The organism is Streptomyces rubradiris (assembly GCF_016860525.1).
In the GTDB taxonomy this organism is placed as follows: Bacteria; Actinomycetota; Actinomycetes; order Streptomycetales; family Streptomycetaceae; genus Streptomyces; species Streptomyces rubradiris.
Genome location: NZ_BNEA01000001.1, coordinates 1,041,976 through 1,059,389, shown reverse-complemented (window position 1 = coordinate 1,059,389; position 17,414 = coordinate 1,041,976). Strand labels below are relative to the sequence as shown.

At 70.7% G+C, this 17,414-nt stretch carries 17 protein-coding genes; 16 read left to right on the top strand and 1 reads right to left on the bottom strand.

What is annotated here, in order from left to right; genetic code table 11:
- Positions 1 to 34: 34 nt before the first annotated feature.
- From Srubr_RS04920 to nusB, 3 genes are read left to right on the top strand one after another with little or no spacing between them, the layout of a single operon-like run.
- Positions 35 to 1,141 carry an aminopeptidase P family protein gene (locus tag Srubr_RS04920; protein WP_189996296.1) on the top strand — a complete coding sequence of 369 codons (1,107 nt, stop codon included), beginning with the start codon at positions 35 to 37 and terminating at the stop codon, positions 1,139 to 1,141.
- 44 nt (positions 1,142 to 1,185) lie between these two features.
- Positions 1,186 to 1,752 carry an elongation factor P gene (gene efp / locus Srubr_RS04915; protein WP_189996297.1) on the top strand — a complete coding sequence of 189 codons (567 nt, stop codon included), beginning with the start codon at positions 1,186 to 1,188 and terminating at the stop codon, positions 1,750 to 1,752.
- Between the two features lie 2 nt (positions 1,753 to 1,754).
- On the top strand, positions 1,755 to 2,189 hold the full coding sequence (gene nusB / locus Srubr_RS04910; protein WP_189996298.1) for a transcription antitermination factor NusB: 435 nt from the start codon (positions 1,755 to 1,757) through the stop codon (positions 2,187 to 2,189).
- A 162-nt stretch (positions 2,190 to 2,351) separates the two neighbouring features.
- Here nusB and bldD read toward each other — a convergent pair whose 3' ends face one another.
- Complete coding sequence (gene bldD, locus Srubr_RS04905; RefSeq protein WP_014671524.1) at positions 2,352 to 2,855, bottom strand: transcriptional regulator BldD; 504 nt, start codon at positions 2,853 to 2,855, stop codon at positions 2,352 to 2,354.
- Between the two features lie 253 nt (positions 2,856 to 3,108).
- On the opposite strand from bldD, the gene pyrR reads away from it, so the two are divergent.
- The 13 genes from pyrR (at position 3,109) to metK (ending at position 17,385) form a co-directional block, all read left to right on the top strand.
- Entirely contained in the window at positions 3,109 to 3,690 is a 582-nt protein-coding gene (gene pyrR / locus Srubr_RS04900; RefSeq protein ID WP_030795014.1) for a bifunctional pyr operon transcriptional regulator/uracil phosphoribosyltransferase PyrR, read from the top strand.
- Between the two features lie 90 nt (positions 3,691 to 3,780).
- Positions 3,781 to 4,758 carry an aspartate carbamoyltransferase catalytic subunit gene (locus Srubr_RS04895; protein ID WP_189757156.1) on the top strand — a complete coding sequence of 326 codons (978 nt, stop codon included), beginning with the start codon at positions 3,781 to 3,783 and terminating at the stop codon, positions 4,756 to 4,758.
- A 4-nt stretch (positions 4,759 to 4,762) separates the two neighbouring features.
- Positions 4,763 to 6,049, top strand: a complete 1,287-nt coding sequence (locus Srubr_RS04890) for a dihydroorotase (protein ID WP_189996299.1) — start codon at positions 4,763 to 4,765, stop codon at positions 6,047 to 6,049.
- The gene (locus tag Srubr_RS04885) at positions 6,046 to 6,606 is read left to right on the top strand and encodes a PH-like domain-containing protein (RefSeq protein WP_189996300.1); all 561 of its coding nucleotides are present in this window, start codon (positions 6,046 to 6,048) and stop codon (positions 6,604 to 6,606) included. Before Srubr_RS04890 ends, Srubr_RS04885 begins: the two co-directional genes overlap by 4 nt.
- The gene (gene carA, locus Srubr_RS04880; RefSeq protein ID WP_189996301.1) at positions 6,603 to 7,751 is read left to right on the top strand and encodes a glutamine-hydrolyzing carbamoyl-phosphate synthase small subunit; all 1,149 of its coding nucleotides are present in this window, start codon (positions 6,603 to 6,605) and stop codon (positions 7,749 to 7,751) included. The genes Srubr_RS04885 and carA overlap by 4 nt, the downstream gene beginning before the upstream one ends.
- The gene (carB, locus tag Srubr_RS04875; RefSeq protein ID WP_189996302.1) at positions 7,744 to 11,052 is read left to right on the top strand and encodes a carbamoyl-phosphate synthase large subunit; all 3,309 of its coding nucleotides are present in this window, start codon (positions 7,744 to 7,746) and stop codon (positions 11,050 to 11,052) included. The genes carA and carB overlap by 8 nt, the downstream gene beginning before the upstream one ends.
- Positions 11,053 to 11,103: 51 nt before the next feature.
- Positions 11,104 to 12,210 (top strand): quinone-dependent dihydroorotate dehydrogenase, encoded by a 1,107-nt coding sequence (locus Srubr_RS04870; RefSeq protein ID WP_189996303.1) that lies wholly within the window; start codon positions 11,104 to 11,106, stop codon positions 12,208 to 12,210.
- The gene (gene pyrF / locus Srubr_RS04865; RefSeq protein ID WP_189996304.1) at positions 12,207 to 13,052 is read left to right on the top strand and encodes an orotidine-5'-phosphate decarboxylase; all 846 of its coding nucleotides are present in this window, start codon (positions 12,207 to 12,209) and stop codon (positions 13,050 to 13,052) included. Before Srubr_RS04870 ends, pyrF begins: the two co-directional genes overlap by 4 nt.
- A gap of 301 nt (positions 13,053 to 13,353) precedes the next feature.
- A complete protein-coding gene (locus Srubr_RS04860) occupies positions 13,354 to 13,677 on the top strand; it encodes an integration host factor (protein ID WP_003977346.1) in 324 nt (107 codons plus the stop codon).
- A gap of 61 nt (positions 13,678 to 13,738) precedes the next feature.
- Entirely contained in the window at positions 13,739 to 14,296 is a 558-nt protein-coding gene (gene gmk, locus Srubr_RS04855; RefSeq protein ID WP_189996305.1) for a guanylate kinase, read from the top strand.
- Positions 14,297 to 14,349: 53 nt separating this feature from the next.
- A complete protein-coding gene (gene rpoZ / locus Srubr_RS04850; RefSeq protein ID WP_030620214.1) occupies positions 14,350 to 14,622 on the top strand; it encodes a DNA-directed RNA polymerase subunit omega in 273 nt (90 codons plus the stop codon).
- A gap of 99 nt (positions 14,623 to 14,721) precedes the next feature.
- Positions 14,722 to 15,927: a bifunctional phosphopantothenoylcysteine decarboxylase/phosphopantothenate--cysteine ligase CoaBC gene (coaBC, locus tag Srubr_RS04845; protein ID WP_229926725.1), complete on the top strand. Its 1,206-nt coding sequence runs from the start codon at positions 14,722 to 14,724 to the stop codon at positions 15,925 to 15,927.
- 249 nt (positions 15,928 to 16,176) lie between these two features.
- Positions 16,177 to 17,385, top strand: coding sequence for a methionine adenosyltransferase (metK, locus tag Srubr_RS04840; RefSeq protein WP_189996307.1), 1,209 nt, complete (start codon positions 16,177 to 16,179; stop codon positions 17,383 to 17,385).
- The last annotated feature ends 29 nt before the right edge of the window (positions 17,386 to 17,414 follow it).

The following is a 17,414-nucleotide window of genomic DNA, read 5'->3' as shown; positions in this document are numbered from 1 at the left end:
GGCACAAACCGGACAAAACTCCTACGCTCATCTCATGTCAGAGGTGTACGCGAACCGCCGATCCCGGCTGAGGGACCACGTCAACGCGGCCGGCACCGCGGCAGCGCTCGTCACCCGTCCGGCCAACGTCCGCTATCTCGCCGCCGCGGCCCCGCGGGGCTCCGTCCTGCTGCTCGGCAGGGGCGAGGACCTGCTGGTGTGCGCAGGCCCGCCGGACGACCGCCCCTACGAGGGCAGGCCGGACGAGAGCGTGCGCCCGCATGTCCTGCCGGCGAACGGCGGCGACACCGCCGTGGCCGCGGCCGGTCTCGCCCTGGCCCAGGGCGCCGACTCCCTGGCGGTCGAGGAACACCACCTCACCGTGTCCCGCCACCGCGCCCTCGCCTCGGTCGCCCCCGGGCTGCGCCTGACCGACCTCGGCGGGGCCGTCGAACAGCTCAGGGTGGTCAAGGACGAGGAGGAGATCTCCTGCCTGCGCATCGGCGCCGAGATCGCCGACCAGGCCCTCGGCGAGCTGCTGGAGTCCATCCTGGTCGGCCGCACCGAACGGCACCTCGCGCTGGAGCTGGAGCGGCGCCTGGTCGACCACGGCGCCGACGGCCCGGCCTTCCCCACCTCCGTGGCCACCGGGCCGCACGCCGGCCGCCGCGGTCACCGCCCCACCGACCGCCGCGTGGAGGAGGGCGACTTCCTCTCCGTGTGCCTGGGCGCCACCTACCGCGGCTACCGCTGCGAGATCGGCCGCACCTTCGTCATCGGCACCTCGCCGGCCGACTGGCAGATCGAGCTGTACGACCTCGTCTTCGCCGCCCAGCGCGCCGGACGGGAGTTCCTCGCGCCGGGCGCCGCCTGCCGCGACGTCGACCGCGCGGCACGTCAGGTGCTGGACTCGGCGGGCTATGCGGAAGCCCTGCCACCGCTGACCGGGCACGGGGTCGGACTCGAAATCGAGGAGGACCCGCAGTTGGCCCCCTCGGCCATGGGTAAACTGGACGCTTGCGTGCCGGTCACCGTCGAACCGGGGGTCCACCTCCCGGGCCGGGGCGGTGTCCGGATCGATGACACGCTCGTCGTGCGCCCCGAGGCGGACGGCGGACCCGAGCTACTCACCATCACGACCAAGGAGCTGCTCGCGCTGTAGCGCGTGACCCGGGGTCGTACGTCAGTCCAGGAGATTCCGCAACCGTGGCTTCCACGAACGACCTCAAGAACGGCATGGTGCTCAAGCTCGAAGGCGGCCAGCTCTGGTCCGTCGTCGAGTTCCAGCACGTCAAGCCTGGCAAGGGCCCGGCCTTCGTGCGCACCAAGCTCAAGAACGTGCTGTCCGGCAAGGTGGTCGACAAGACCTTCAACGCCGGCGTCAAGGTCGAGACGGCCACTGTCGACAAGCGCGACATGCAGTTCTCGTACATGGACGGGGACTACTTCGTCTTCATGGACATGGAGACCTACGACCAGCTGATGGTCGACCGCAAGGCCGTCGGCGACGCCGCGAACTTCCTCATCGAGGGCTTCACCGCCACCGTCGCCCAGCACGAGGGCGAGGTGCTCTTCGTGGAGCTGCCGGCCGCCGTCGAGCTGACCATCGAGCACACCGAGCCGGGTGTCCAGGGCGACCGCTCCACCGGTGGCAGCAAGCCCGCCAGGCTGGAGACCGGCTACGAGATCCAGGTCCCGCTCTTCATCACCACCGGTGAGAAGATCAAGGTCGACACCCGCACCGGCGACTACCTCGGCCGGGTGAACAGCTAACCGTGGCTGCCCGCAACACGGCCCGCAAGCGCGCCTTCCAGATCCTCTTCGAGGGTGACCAGCGCGGCGCCGACGTCCTGACGGTCCTCGCGGACTGGGTCCGGCTCTCCCGGGCCGACACCCGGCAGCCCCCGGTCAGCGAGTACACGATGCAGCTGGTCGAGGGCTACGCGGAGCACGCGCGGCGGATCGACGAGCTGATCTCCCAGTACGCGGTGGGGTGGACGCTCGACCGGATGCCGGTCGTGGACCGCAACATCCTGCGGCTGGGCGCGTACGAGCTGATCTGGGTCGACGAGACCCCGGACGCCGTCGTCCTGGACGAGATGGTGCAGCTGGCGAAGGAGTTCTCCACCGACGAGTCTCCGTCGTTCGTCAACGGCCTGCTGGGCCGGCTGAAGGAACTCAAGCCGTCCCTGCGCCGGGACGAGGCGTAGAGCCCGGTACGACACCACAGGAGGGCCCGTGGCACGGTTCGTGCCACGGGCCCTCCTGCGCAGGCGCAGGCGCCGAGGAGCGGGAAAAAGCCGCCGGGGTGGCCGGAACCGTAAGATTCCGGCCACCCCGGCGGCACGTTTCTGCTCAGATTTGGCCGGTTGTCACGCCTCTTCGTGCGTGGCCACCGCGCGGCGCGCGTCCGCGTCCAGCACGCCCCAGCTGATCAGCTGCTCGGTGAGGACCGAGGGCGACTGGTCGTAGATGACGGCGAGTGTGCGCAGATCGTCCTGGCGGATGGAGAGCACCTTGCCGTTGTAGTCACCGCGCTGGGACTGGATCGTCGCCGCGTAGCGCTGCAGGGGGCCCGCCTTCTCGGCCGGCACGGTGGCCAGCCGCTCCAGGTCCAGGACCAGCTTCGGCGGCGGCTCGGCGGCGCCGCCCGGCGTGGTGCCCGGCAGGAGCTCCTGCACCGGAACGCCATAGAAATCGGCCAGCTCGGCAAGGCGCTGCACGGTCACGGCACGGTCGCCGCGCTCGTACGAACCCACCACCACGGCCTTCCAGCGACCCTGGGACTTCTCCTCGACACCGTGGAGGGAAAGGCCCTGCTGGGTGCGGATGGCCCGGAGCTTGGCCCCGAGCTGTTTGGCGTATTCGCTGGACATATAGCTCCCCGGACACTGTGTCGACGCGACCGGACTGTCTGCCCGCCGCGCGGCTGGTAACTCACTGTGAGGTTACGCAGCGTGACTCTCCTGCGTCAAGCCGAATGGTCCACACCGACTCTTCCGTGGTAGCGGCCCCCCGTTAGGCCAAGCGGGTGACAGAAGGCCCTCGGGAGACCTGGTACGGTGGATGGCGCAAATCCGACGTCCTTTAAGGTCCGTCCCGTGAGGCGGAGAAGGAGGTCCGTTTCGTATGGACAAGCACGACACGCCCGTGCATCCGCAAGCGTCCGATGCCCGGCCCGTGCTCGAAGGCCCCGACATCGCGCGGGTGCTGACCCGTATCGCCCACGAGATCGTCGAGCGCGCCAAGGGCGCCGACGACGTGGTGCTCCTCGGCATCCCGACCCGGGGCGTCTTCCTCGCCCGGCGGCTCGCCGCCAAGCTGGCGCAGATCACCGACCGCGAGATCCCGGTCGGCTCCCTCGACATCACCATGTACCGCGACGACCTGCGCATGCACCCGCCGCGTGCGCTGGCCCGCACCGAGATCCCCGGTGACGGCATCGACGGCAAGCTGGTCGTCCTCGTCGACGACGTGCTCTTCTCCGGCCGCACCATCCGCGCCGCCCTGGACGCCCTGAACGACATCGGGCGCCCCCGCGCGGTGCAGCTCGCGGTCCTGGTCGACCGAGGCCACCGCGAACTGCCGATCCGCGCCGACTACGTCGGCAAGAACCTCCCCACGTCGCTGCGGGAGACGGTCAAGGTCCAGCTCGCCGAGGAGGACGGTCGCGACACCGTGCTGCTCGGTGCGAAGCCGGCCGCCCAGTAGCACGACAGGCGCACGGCCGCCCCGGCGTGTCCCTGCACGCGCCTGTCTGCCCGAAATCTCCCGAATGAACTGCCTTACGGAGCCTGTCAGATGCAGCGCCATCTCATCTCGGCCGCCGACCTCACCCGCGACGACGCCGTCCTGATCCTCGACACCGCCGAGGAGATGTCCCGGGTCGCCGACCGGCCGATCAAGAAGCTGCCGACCCTGCGCGGCCGGACGGTCGTCAACCTCTTCTTCGAGGACTCCACGCGGACGCGCATCTCCTTCGAGGCCGCCGAGAAGCGGCTGTCCGCGGACGTCATCAACTTCTCCGCCAAGGGCTCGTCGGTGTCCAAGGGCGAGTCCCTGAAGGACACCGCGCAGACCCTGGAGGCCATGGGGGTCGACGCCGTGGTCATCCGGCACGGCGCCTCCGGGGCCCCGTACCGGCTCGCCAACTCCGGCTGGATCGACGCGGCCGTCATCAACGCCGGCGACGGCACCCACCAGCACCCCACCCAGGCCCTGCTGGACGCCTTCACCCTGCGCCGCCGGCTGGTCGGCCGCGATGCCGGGCTCGGCCAGGACCTGTCCGGCAAGCGGATCACCATCGTCGGCGACGTCCTGCACAGCCGGGTCGCCCGCTCCAACGTCGACCTGCTGCACACCCTCGGCGCCGAGGTCACCCTGGTCGCCCCGCCCACCCTGGTGCCGGTCGGCGTCGAGTCCTGGCCGTGCGCGGTCTCCTACGACCTGGACAGCACCCTGCCCAAGTGCGACGCCGTGATGATGCTCCGCGTCCAGCGCGAACGCATGAACGCGGCCTTCTTCCCGACCGAGCGCGAGTACTCCCGGCGCTACGGCCTCGACGGCGACCGCATGGCCCGGCTGCCCGAGCACGCGATCGTGATGCACCCCGGCCCGATGGTCCGCGGCATGGAGATCACCGCCGAGGTCGCCGATTCCGGCCGCTGCACCGCCGTCGAACAGGTCGCCAACGGCGTCTCCATCCGGATGGCCGTCCTCTACCTGCTGCTCGGTGGCAACGAGCCCGCCGTCACCCACTCTCGTACCGAGGAGAAGTAAGACCATGAGCAAGATCCTGATCCGTGGTGCGAAGGTGCTCGGCGGCGAGCCGCAGGACGTGCTGATCGACGGCGAGACCATCGCCGAGGTCGGCACGGGCCTGAGTGCCGAGGGCGCCGAGGTGGTCGAGGCCGCCGGTAAGGTGCTGCTGCCGGGCCTGGTCGACCTGCACACCCACCTGCGCGAGCCGGGCCGCGAGGACTCCGAGACCGTCCTCACCGGCACCCGCGCCGCGGCGAGCGGCGGCTACACGGCCGTCTTCGCCATGGCCAACACCTTCCCGGTCGCCGACACCGCCGGCGTGGTCGAGCAGGTCTGGCGGCTGGGCCGGGAGCACGGCTACTGCGACGTCCGGCCCATCGGCGCCGTCACCGTCGGCCTGGAGGGCAAGAAGCTCGCCGAGCTCGGCGCCATGCACGAGTCCGCCGCCGGCGTCACCGTCTTCTCCGACGACGGCAAGTGCGTGGACGACGCGGTGATCATGCGCCGCGCGCTGGAGTACGTGAAGGCCTTCGACGGCGTCGTCGCCCAGCACGCGCAGGAGCCCCGGCTCACCGAGGGCGCCCAGATGAACGAGGGCGTCGTCTCCGCCGAGCTGGGCCTGGGCGGCTGGCCCGCCGTCGCCGAGGAGTCGATCATCGCCCGGGACGTGCTGCTCGCCGAGCACGTCGGCTCCCGCGTCCACATCTGCCACCTGTCGACCGCCGGCAGCGTCGAGATCGTCCGCTGGGCCAAGTCCCGCGGCATCCGGGTCACCGCCGAGGTCACCCCGCACCACCTGCTGCTGACCGACGAGCTGGTGCGCACCTACAACCCCGTCTACAAGGTCAACCCGCCGCTGCGCACCGAGCGCGACGTCATGGCCCTGCGCGAGGCGCTCGCCGACGGCACGATCGACATCGTCGCCACCGACCACGCCCCGCACCCGCACGAGGACAAGGACTGCGAGTGGGCCGCCGCCGCCATGGGCATGGTCGGCCTGGAGACCGCGTTGTCAGTGGTCCAGGAGACCATGGTCGACACGGGCCTGCTGGACTGGGCCGGCGTCGCCGACCGGATGTCCGTCAAGCCCGCGCGGATCGGACAGGCCACCGGCCACGGCCGTCCCGTCTCGGCTGGTGAGCCCGCCAACCTCACGCTCGTGGACACGGCATACCGTGGCCCGGTGGACCCCGCGGGCTTCGCCTCGCGCAGCCGCAACACCCCCTACGAGGGCCGTGAGCTGCCGGGCCGTGTGACGCACACGTGGCTGCGGGGCAAGGCCACGCTCGTCGACGGGAAGCTCACGTGACACCTGTAATCCTGCTGGCCGAGGCGCAGAAGTCGGCCGAGGTCACCGACTGGGGGGCCCGGATCGGCTGGCTCGTCGGTCTGGCCCTGTTCATCGCGCTGGTCTACTGGCTGATGCGCGAGGGCTGGAAGTGGCGCGGCACCCTCCAGGCGGGCCTGCCGCCGCTGCCCGCCGCGCCCGAGGACGCCGGCCCGGTCAGACTGAGCATGAGCGGCCGCTACCACGGCTCCACCACCGCCGGGCAGTGGCTGGACCGCATCGTGGCCCACGGCCTGGGCACCCGCAGCCGGGCCGAGCTCACCCTGACCGACGCGGGCCTTGAGGTCGAGCGCCCCGGCGCCGCCGACTTCTTCGTCCCCCGGGCCGCCCTGCGCGGCGCCCGCCTGGACAAGGGCATCGCGGGCAAGGTCCTCACCGAGGGCGGACTGCTGGTGGTGACCTGGCAACACGGCGACAAGCTGATCGACTCCGGCTTCCGCTCCGACCACTCGGCCGAGCACACCGAGTGGGCCGACACCCTGAACAAGATGACCAACGACACGGAAGGCGCACGATGACGACCTCCACCAGGGGAACCGCGAGGGTTCCCGCCGTACTCGTCCTGGAGGACGGCCGCACCTTCCGCGGCCGCGCCTACGGGGCCGTGGGGGAGACCTTCGGCGAGGCCGTGTTCTCCACCGGCATGACCGGTTACCAGGAGACCCTCACCGACCCGTCGTACGACCGCCAGATCGTCGTCGCGACCGCCCCGCAGATCGGCAACACCGGCTGGAACGACGAGGACGACGAGTCGGGCCGCATCTGGGTCTCCGGCTACGTCGTGCGCGACCCCGCGCGCGTGCCGTCCAACTGGCGGGCCAAGCGCTCCCTGGACGACGAGCTGGAGCGCCAGGGCGTGGTCGGCATCTCCGGCATCGACACCCGCGCCCTCACCCGCCACCTGCGCGAGCGCGGCTCGATGCGGGCCGGCATCTTCTCCGGCACCGCGCTCGACGGCGCCTCCGAGGCGGAACTGCTCCAGCGCGTGCAGGCCCAGCCGCAGATGAAGGGCGCGAGCCTCTACGAGGAGGTCGCGACCAAGGAGGCGTACGTCGTCCCGGCCGTCGGCGAGAAGCGCTTCACCGTCGCCGCCATCGACCTCGGCATCAAGGGCATGACCCCGCACCGCATGGCCGAGCGCGGCATCGAGGTGCACGTCCTGCCCGCCACCGCCACCGCCGACGACGTCTACGCCGTCGAGCCGGACGGCGTGTTCTTCTCCAACGGCCCCGGCGACCCGGCGACCGCCGACGGCCCGGTGGCCCTGATGACCGCCGTCCTGGAGCGCAAGACGCCCCTGTTCGGCATCTGCTTCGGCAACCAGATCCTCGGCCGCGCCCTCGGCTTCGGCACCTACAAGCTGAAGTACGGCCACCGCGGCATCAACCAGCCGGTCCAGGACCGTACGACCGGCAAGGTCGAGGTCACCGCGCACAACCACGGCTTCGCCGTGGACGCGCCGCTCGACAAGGTCAGCGAGACGAAGTTCGGCCGCGCCGAGGTCTCGCACGTCTGCCTGAACGACAACGTCGTGGAGGGGCTCCAGCTGCTCGACCAGCCCGCCTTCTCCGTCCAGTACCACCCCGAAGCGGCAGCCGGTCCGCACGACGCCGCCTACCTGTTCGACCGCTTCGTTTCCCTGATGGAGGGCCAGCGTGCCTAAGCGCACCGATATCCAGTCCGTCCTGGTCATCGGCTCCGGCCCGATCGTCATCGGCCAGGCCGCCGAATTCGACTACTCCGGCACCCAGGCGTGCCGCGTGCTCAAGGCCGAGGGCCTGCGCGTGATCCTCGTCAACTCCAACCCGGCGACGATCATGACCGACCCGGAGATCGCCGACGCCACCTACGTCGAGCCGATCACCCCCGAGTTCGTCGAGAAGATCATCGCCAAGGAGCGCCCGGACGCCCTGCTGCCCACCCTGGGCGGCCAGACCGCGCTGAACACGGCGATCTCGCTGCACGAGAACGGCGTCCTGGAGAAGTACGGCGTCGAGCTGATCGGCGCCAAGCCCGAGGCGATCCACAAGGGCGAGGACCGCGACCTGTTCAAGGACGTCGTGGAGGAGGTCCGCAAGAAGATCGGGCACGGCGAGTCCGCCCGCTCGGTGATCTGCCACTCCATGGACGATGTCCTCAAGGGCGTCGAGACCCTCGGCGGCTACCCGGTCGTCGTCCGCCCGTCCTTCACCATGGGCGGCGCCGGCTCCGGCTTCGCGCACGACGAGGAGGAGCTGCGCCGCATCGCCGGCCAGGGCCTGACGCTCTCCCCGACCACCGAGGTGCTCCTGGAGGAGTCCATCCTCGGCTGGAAGGAGTACGAGCTGGAGCTGATGCGCGACAAGAACGACAACGTCGTGGTCGTCTGCTCCATCGAGAACTTCGACCCGATGGGCGTGCACACCGGCGACTCGATCACCGTCGCCCCGGCGATGACGCTGACCGACCGCGAGTACCAGGTGCTGCGGGACGTCGGCATCGCGATCATCCGTGAGGTCGGCGTCGACACCGGCGGCTGCAACATCCAGTTCGCGGTCAACCCCGAGGACGGCCGCGTGATCGTCATCGAGATGAACCCGCGCGTGTCGCGTTCCTCGGCGCTCGCCTCCAAGGCCACCGGCTTCCCGATCGCCAAGATCGCCGCCAAGCTGGCCGTCGGCTACACGCTGGACGAGATCCCGAACGACATCACCGCCGAGACCCCGGCTTCCTTCGAGCCGACCCTGGACTACGTGGTCGTCAAGGCCCCCCGGTTCGCGTTCGAGAAGTTCCCGCAGGCCGACTCCTCGCTGACCACCACCATGAAGTCGGTCGGCGAGGCCATGGCCATCGGCCGCAACTTCCCCGAGGCCTTCCAGAAGGCGCTGCGCTCGCTGGAGAAGAAGGGCAGCCAGTTCACCTTCGTCGGCGACCCCGGCGACAAGGACACCCTGCTGCGCGAGGCCGTACGGCCCACCGACGGCCGGATCAACACCGTCATGCAGGCCATCCGCGCCGGCGCCACGCCCGAGGAGGTCTTCGAGTACACGAAGATCGACCCCTGGTTCGTGGACCAGCTCTTCCTCATCAAGGAGATCGCGGACGAGCTGGCCGAGGCGCCCGAGCTGACCGGCGACCTGCTCGCCGAGGCCAAGCGGCACGGCTTCTCCGACCAGCAGATCGGCGAGATCCGCGGCCTGCGCGAGGACGTCGTCCGCGAGGTCCGGCACGCCCTCGGCATCCGCCCGGTCTACAAGACGGTCGACACCTGCGCCGCCGAGTTCGCCGCGAAGACGCCGTACTTCTACTCCGCCTACGACGAGGAGAGCGAGGTCGCCCCGCGCGAGAAGCCGGCCGTCATCATCCTCGGCTCCGGCCCGAACCGCATCGGCCAGGGCATCGAGTTCGACTACTCCTGCGTCCACGCCTCCTTCGCGCTGGCCGACGCCGGGTACGAGACGGTGATGGTCAACTGCAACCCGGAGACCGTCTCCACGGACTACGACACCTCCGACCGCCTGTACTTCGAGCCGCTGACGCTGGAAGACGTGCTGGAGATCGTCCACGCGGAGCAGCAGGCCGGCCCGGTCGCGGGCGTCGTCGTCCAGCTCGGCGGCCAGACCCCGCTCGGCCTGTCGCAGGCCCTGAAGGACAACGGCGTGCCGATCGTGGGCACCTCCCCGGAGGCCATCCACGCGGCCGAGGACCGCGGCGCCTTCGGCCGCGTCCTCGCCGAGGCGGGCCTGCCGGCTCCCAAGCACGGCACGGCCACCACCTTCGCCGAGGCCAAGGCGATCGCCGACGAGATCGGCTACCCGGTCCTGGTCCGTCCGTCGTACGTGCTCGGCGGGCGCGGCATGGAGATCGTCTACGACGAGACCCGCCTCGCCTCCTACATCGCCGAGTCGACCGAGATCAGCCCCTCCCGGCCGGTCCTCGTCGACCGCTTCCTGGACGACGCCATCGAGATCGACGTCGACGCGCTCTACGACGGCGAGGAGCTGTACCTCGGCGGTGTGATGGAGCACATCGAGGAGGCCGGCATCCACTCCGGCGACTCGGCGTGCGCCCTGCCCCCGATCACCCTCGGCGGCTTCGACATCAAGCGGCTGCGCGCCTCCACCGAGGCCATCGCCAAGGGCGTCGGCGTGCGCGGACTGATCAACATCCAGTTCGCGATGGCCGGCGACATCCTCTACGTCCTGGAGGCCAACCCGCGCGCCTCCCGCACGGTGCCCTTCACCTCCAAGGCCACCGCGGTGCCGCTCGCCAAGGCCGCCGCCCGCATCTCGCTGGGCGCGACCATCGCCGAGCTGCGCGCCGAGGGCCTGCTGCCGAAGACCGGCGACGGCGGTGAGCTGCCGCTGGACGCGCCGATCTCCGTCAAGGAGGCCGTCCTGCCGTGGTCGCGGTTCCGCGACATCCACGGCCGGGGCGTGGACACCGTCCTCGGCCCGGAGATGCGCTCCACGGGCGAGGTCATGGGCATCGACTCCGTCTTCGGCACGGCGTACGCCAAGTCGCAGGCGGGTGCCTACGGCCCGCTGCCCACCAAGGGCCGCGCGTTCATCTCGGTCGCCAACCGCGACAAGCGCTCGATGATCTTCCCGGCGCGCGAGCTGGTCGCCCACGGCTTCGAGCTGCTGGCCACCTCCGGCACCGCCGAGGTCCTCAAGCGCAACGGCATCAATGCCACGGTCGTGCGCAAGCAGTCCGAGGGCACCGGTCCGAACGGCGAGCGGACCATCGTCCAGCTCATCCACGACGGCGAGGTCGACCTCATCGTCAACACGCCGTACGGCACCGGCGGCCGCCTCGACGGCTACGACATCCGCACGGCCGCGGTGGCCCGCTCCGTGCCGTGCCTGACGACCGTCCAGGCGCTCGCCGCGGCCGTCCAGGGCATCGACGCCCTCAACCACGGAGACGTGGGCGTCCGCTCCCTCCAGGAACACGCGGAACGCCTGACCGCCGCCCGCGACTAGCAGCCCCGAGGGGGACACCGGAAACGGTGTCCCCCTCTTCACGAGGACACCATGTACAAGTTCTTTTTCCAGCTGGTCTTCCGCCGCATGGACCCGGAGCGGGCGCACCACCTGGCCTTCCGGTGGATCCGTCTGGCCGCCCGCGTCCCCGTGCTGCGCACCTTCGTCGCCGCCGTCCTCGCGCCCCGCCACAAGGAGCTGCGCACCGAGGCGTTCGGGCTGCGGATGCACGGCCCGTTCGGGCTGGCCGCCGGCTTCGACAAGAACGCCGTCGCGATCGACGGGATGTCGATGCTGGGCTTCGACCACGTCGAGATCGGCACGGTGACGGGGGAGCCGCAGCCGGGCAACCCCAGGAAGCGGCTGTTCCGGCTCGTCGCCGACCGCGCGCTGATCAACCGCATGGGCTTCAACAACGACGGCTCGCTGGCCGTGGCCGCCCGCCTGGCCTCGCGCGAGGCGGTTTTCAAGACCGTCGTCGGCGTCAACATCGGCAAGACCAAGGTCGTCCCCGAGGCGGAGGCCGTCGCCGACTACGTGAAGTCGGCCGAGCGGCTCGCGCCGCACGCGGACTACCTGGTCGTCAACGTCTCCTCGCCCAACACCCCCGGCCTGCGCGACCTCCAGGCGGTGGACCACCTGCGCCCGCTGCTCACCGCCGTGCGCGAGGCCGCCGACCGCGCCGTCCCCGGCCGGCGCGTCCCGCTGCTGGTGAAGATCGCCCCCGATCTCGCGGACGAGGACATCGACGCGGTCGCCGACCTCGCCGTGGAGCTTGGCCTGGACGGCATCATCGCCACCAACACCACCATCGCCCGCGAGGGCCTGGGCCTCAGCTCCGCGCCCGCGCTGGTGGCGGAGACCGGCGGCCTGTCCGGAGCGCCGCTCAAGGCGCGCTCCCTGGAGGTCCTGCGGCGCCTGTACGCGCGCGTGGGCGACCGGATCACCCTGGTGGGTGTCGGCGGCGTCGAAACCGCCGAGGACGCCTGGCAGCGCATCCTGGCCGGTGCGACGCTGGTCCAGGGCTACAGCGCCTTCATCTACGAGGGCCCCTTCTGGTGCCGGTCCATCCACAAGGGCCTCGCCGCCCGCCTGCGCACCAGCCCGTACGCCACCCTCGCCGACGCGGTCGGCGCCGATGTGAGGAAGCCCGCATGACTCTCCTGGAACCCTTCGGTGCCCGGCTGCGGCGTGCCATGGACGAGCGCGGCCCGCTGTGTGTCGGCATCGACCCGCACGCCTCCCTGCTCGCCGAGTGGGGTCTGGACGACGACATCGCCGGCCTGGAGCGGTTCAGCCGCACGGTCGTCGAGGCGCTGGCAGGTCGGGTGGCCGTCCTGAAGCCGCAGAGCGCCTTCTTCGAGCGGTTCGGCTCGCGCGGCCTCGCCGTGCTGGAGAAGTCGGTCCAGGAGGCGCGCGCGGCCGGTGCCCTGGTCGTGATGGACGCCAAGCGCGGCGACATCGGCTCCACCATGGCCGCCTACGCCGAGGCGTTCCTGCGCCCGGACGCCCCGCTGTTCTCCGACGCCCTGACCGTCTCGCCGTACCTCGGGTACGGCTCGCTGTCCCCGGCCGTCGCGCTGGCCCGGGAGAGCGGCGCCGGGCTGTTCGTGCTGGCGCTCACCTCGAACCCGGAAGGTCGCGAGGTGCAGCACGCGGTGCGCGCCGACGGCCGCACGGTCGGGGCGACCATGCTGGCCCACCTGGCGGCCGAGAACGCGGGGGAGGAGCCGCTCGGCTCCTTCGGCGCGGTCGTCGGCGCCACGCTCGGCGACCTGTCGTCGTACGACCTGGACATGGGCGGCCCGCTCCTCGCCCCCGGCATCGGCGCCCAGGGCGCGACCCCGGCCGACCTCCCCCGGGTCTTCGGGGCGGCCGTCCGCAACGTCGTGCCCAATGTCAGCCGGGGTGTGCTGCGGCACGGTCCCGACGCGGGCGCGCTGCGCGGGGCGGCCGAGCGGTTCGCGGCGGAGATCCAGCAGGCCGTCACCGCCGGCTGAGCCGCGGTGGCGGTGCCCCGCGGAGCGTGATCACGCCGTCCGCGGTGTGAATACACCCTCAAATCAGGGGCAATATGTGCAAAATGTCCGACCTGACGGAGGCTGACCAGGACTTTTCCGCTGTTCTCGCTGACTCTTGCGGACTTGCCCGCTAGTCTCCGAGGCAGTGGGGAACCTCCCGTGCCCCTCAAGGCAGTGCGGGGAGGTCGGGCGATGTGTTGTCCGTAGCCCCCAGGTGTGGGGCGTCCAAGGTTCCTCACCGGTCCGTATCCGACAGTTCGACATCCGAGGTGACGTAGGCGTGGCTCTTCCGCCCCTTACCCCTGAACAGCGCGCAGCCGCGCTCGAAAAGGCCGCCGCGGCTCGCCGGGAGCGGGCCGAGGTCAAGAATCGACTCAAGCACTCCGGCGCCTCCCTGCACGAGGTCATCAAGCAGGGCCAGGAAAACGACGTCATCGGCAAGATGAAGGTCTCCGCGCTGCTGGAGTCCCTGCCGGGCGTGGGCAAGGTCCGCGCCAAGCAGATCATGGAGCGTCTGGGCATCTCCGAGAGCCGCCGCGTGCGCGGTCTCGGTTCGAACCAGATCGCCTCCCTGGAGCGTGAGTTCGGCAGCACCGGCTCCTGAGTCCGCCCGCCCGGCGGACCGGGAGTCCCGGGCACCCCGGGATTGCTGGAATAATCGCTGCATGAGTGAACGTCCGCGGCTGACCGTGCTCTCCGGCCCCTCGGGGGTCGGCAAGAGCACGGTCGTCGCCCATATGCGCAAGGAACACCCCGACGTCTGGCTCTCGGTGTCGGCAACCACCCGTAAGCCGCGCCCTGGCGAGCAGCACGGAGTCCACTACTTCTTCGTCACCGACGAGGAGATGGACAAGCTGATCGCCAACGGTGAGCTGCTGGAGTGGGCCGAGTTCGCCGGCAACCGCTACGGCACGCCCCGCGCGGCCGTGCTGGAGCGGCTGGAGAAGGGCGAGCCCGTCCTGCTGGAGATCGACCTCCAGGGTGCCCGGCAGGTCCGCGAGTCCATGGCCGACGCGCGGCTGGTGTTCCTGGCCCCGCCCTCCTGGGAGGAGCTGGTGCGCAGGCTGACCGGCCGGGGGACCGAGTCGCCGGAGGTCATCGAGCGCCGTCTTGAGGCGGCGCGGACCGAGCTGGCGGCCGAGCCGGAGTTCGACGTGACCTTGGTCAACACCTCCGTCGAGGACGTGGCCCGCGAGCTGCTAGCCTTGATGGACGTTGTGTGATCGTGACTGTGATCACGATGTCTGATTCTTTTCCATCCATCGGAAGGTAGAGCGTGTCCTCTTCCATCACCGCGCCCGAGGGCATCATCAACCCGCCGATCGACGAGCTTCTTGAGGCGACCGACTCGAAGTACAGCCTCGTGATCTACGCGGCCAAGCGTGCCCGCCAGATCAACGCGTACTACTCGCAGCTCGGTGAGGGCCTCCTCGAGTACGTCGGTCCGCTCGTCGACACCCACGTGCACGAGAAGCCGCTCTCGATCGCCCTGCGCGAGATCAACGCCGGTCTGCTGACCTCCGAGGCTGTCGACGGCCCCGCGCAGTAGTACTTTCAGATCGCGATTGACTTATCCACAGGCCCGGCAGTCACGCTGCCGGGCCTGTGGTGTGTCATGGGTGGTGCAGATTCTCGAATGCGAGGAGCCATGGTGGACAAGCCGAAGGTCGTGCTGGGGGTCAGCGGCGGTATCGCCGCGTACAAGGCCTGTGAGCTGCTGAGAAGGTTCACGGAGTCGGGCCATGACGTCCGGGTGGTGCCCACCGCCTCCGCGCTGCGCTTCGTCGGCGCCGCCACCTGGTCCGCGCTGTCCGGCAACCCGGTCGCCACCGAGGTCTGGGACGACGTCCACGAGGTCCCGCACGTCCGCATCGGCCAGCACGCCGACCTGGTGGTGGTGGCCCCGGCCACCGCCGACACGCTCGCCAAGGCCGCCCACGGCCTCGCTGGCGACCTGCTGACCAACACCCTGCTCACCGCCCGCTGCCCGGTGGTCTTCGCCCCCGCGATGCACACCGAGATGTGGGAGCACCCGGCCACCCAGGAGAACGTCGCCACCCTGCGCCGGCGCGGAGCCGTCGTCATCGAGCCCGCCGTCGGCCGCCTCACCGGCGTCGACACCGGCAAGGGCCGGCTGCCCGACCCGGGCGAGATCTTCGAGGCCTGCCGCCGGGTGCTGGCCCGCGGCAGCGCCGCGCCCGACCTCGAAGGCAGGCACGTCGTGGTCTCCGCCGGCGGCACCCGCGAACCGCTCGACCCGGTCCGCTTCCTCGGCAACCGCTCCTCCGGCAAGCAGGGCTACGCCCTCGCCCGCACCGCCGCCGCCCGCGGGGCCCGGGTCACGCTGGTCGCGGCCAACACCGGCCTGCCCGACCCGGCGGGCGTGGACGTCGTCCGGGTGGGCACCGCCGTGCAGCTGCGGGAGGCCGTCCTGAAGGCCGCGGCGGACGCCGACGCCGTGGTCATGGCCGCCGCCGTGGCCGATTTCCGGCCGGCCGCCTATGCCGCCGGGAAGATCAAGAAGAAGGACGGCCAGGATCCCGATCCGATCGTCCTGGTGCGCAATCCGGACGTCCTCGCGGAGATCTCGGCCGAACGGGCCCGGCCCGGACAGGTGATCGTCGGCTTCGCCGCCGAGACCGACGACGTCCTCGCCAACGGCCGCGCCAAGCTCGCCCGCAAGGGCTGTGACCTGCTCGTTGTCAACGAGGTGGGGGAGCGCAAGACCTTCGGCGCCGAGGAGAGCGAGGCCGTGGTCCTGGGCGCCGACGGCAGCGAGACCCCGGTGCCGTACGGCCCCAAGGAGGACCTCGCCGACACCGTCTGGGACCTGGTCGTCCGGCGCCTGGGCTGACCGCGTCACCCGGGCGGGCCGGCCTTGAGTCGTGTTCACGCCACGCTTGAATTGGGCGTGGCGACCCTGGTCAAGGCCGCCCGGCATTGGGCAGAATGCCCGTGCCGCAGGTCACAGCGCTCCCGAGAGGCGAGACGGGTGGCCCGTCGGCGGAGTCTGACCGATAAACTGTTCACGGTCGACGCCGGGCGCAGCCCCGCGTCGACCGCAAATGATCAGCCAGCAGCCGCTGCAACCACAGGGAGCGTTGTGTCCCGTCGCCTGTTCACCTCGGAGTCCGTGACCGAAGGTCACCCCGACAAGATCGCTGACCAGATCAGCGACACCATTCTCGACGCGCTTCTGCGTGAGGACCCGACCTCCCGGGTCGCCGTGGAGACGCTCATCACCACCGGCCTGGTGCACGTGGCCGGCGAGGTGACGACCAAGGCCTACGCGGACATCGCGACCCTCGTCCGCAACAAGATCCTGGACATCGGTTACGACTCCTCCAAGAAGGGCTTCGACGGCGCCTCCTGCGGCGTGTCGGTGTCCATCGGCGCGCAGTCCCCGGACATCGCGCAGGGCGTCGACGCCGCGTACGAGGCCCGGGTCGAGGGCGACGAGGACGAGCTGGACCGGCAGGGCGCGGGTGACCAGGGCCTGATGTTCGGCTACGCGTCCGACGAGACGCCGACCCTGATGCCGCTGCCGATCTTCCTGGCGCACCGTCTGTCCAAGCGCCTGTCCGAGGTCCGCAAGAACGGCACCATCCCCTACCTGCGCCCCGACGGCAAGACCCAGGTCACCATCGAGTACGACGGCGACAAGGCCGTCCGCCTGGACACGGTGGTCGTCTCCTCCCAGCACGCCTCCGACATCGACCTGGAGTCGCTGCTCGCCCCCGACATCCGCGAGTTCGTCGTGGAGCCGGAGCTGAAGGCCCTGCTGGACGAGGGCATCAAGCTGGAGACCGAGGGCTACCGCCTGCTGGTGAACCCGACCGGCCGGTTCGAGATCGGCGGCCCGATGGGTGACGCGGGCCTGACCGGCCGCAAGATCATCATCGACACCTACGGCGGCATGGCCCGCCACGGCGGCGGCGCCTTCTCCGGCAAGGACCCGTCCAAGGTGGACCGCTCGGCGGCGTACGCGATGCGCTGGGTCGCCAAGAACGTCGTCGCGGCCGGCCTGGCCTCCCGCTGCGAGGTCCAGGTCGCCTACGCCATCGGCAAGGCCGAGCCCGTCGGTCTGTTCGTGGAGACCTTCGGCACTCACAAGATCGACCCCGAGAAGATCGAGAAGGCGATCGACGAGGTCTTCGACCTCCGCCCGGCCGCGATCATCCGCGACCTCGACCTGCTCCGCCCGATCTACGGCCAGACCGCCGCGTACGGTCACTTCGGCCGCGAGCTGCCCGAGTTCACCTGGGAGCGCACGGACCGAGTCGACGCCCTGCGCGCCGCCGCGGGCCTGTAACCCACACCCGACCGCCCTCCGAGGCCCGG

Bases quoted from the DNA above. Each gene is read 5' to 3' on its own strand.
- Srubr_RS04920 (WP_189996296.1), top strand. From the start codon at position 35: ATGTCAGAGGTGTACGCGAACCGCCGATCCCGGCTGAGGGACCACGTC.
- bldD (WP_014671524.1), bottom strand. From the start codon at position 2,855: ATGTCCAGCGAATACGCCAAACAGCTCGGGGCCAAGCTCCGGGCCATC.
- pyrR (WP_030795014.1), top strand. From the start codon at position 3,109: ATGGACAAGCACGACACGCCCGTGCATCCGCAAGCGTCCGATGCCCGG.
- Srubr_RS04895 (WP_189757156.1), top strand. From the start codon at position 3,781: ATGCAGCGCCATCTCATCTCGGCCGCCGACCTCACCCGCGACGACGCC.
- Srubr_RS04890 (WP_189996299.1), top strand. From the start codon at position 4,763: ATGAGCAAGATCCTGATCCGTGGTGCGAAGGTGCTCGGCGGCGAGCCG.
- carA (WP_189996301.1), top strand. From the start codon at position 6,603: ATGACGACCTCCACCAGGGGAACCGCGAGGGTTCCCGCCGTACTCGTC.
- Srubr_RS04870 (WP_189996303.1), top strand. From the start codon at position 11,104: ATGTACAAGTTCTTTTTCCAGCTGGTCTTCCGCCGCATGGACCCGGAG.
- pyrF (WP_189996304.1), top strand. From the start codon at position 12,207: ATGACTCTCCTGGAACCCTTCGGTGCCCGGCTGCGGCGTGCCATGGAC.
- gmk (WP_189996305.1), top strand. From the start codon at position 13,739: ATGAGTGAACGTCCGCGGCTGACCGTGCTCTCCGGCCCCTCGGGGGTC.
- coaBC (WP_229926725.1), top strand. From the start codon at position 14,722: ATGGTGGACAAGCCGAAGGTCGTGCTGGGGGTCAGCGGCGGTATCGCC.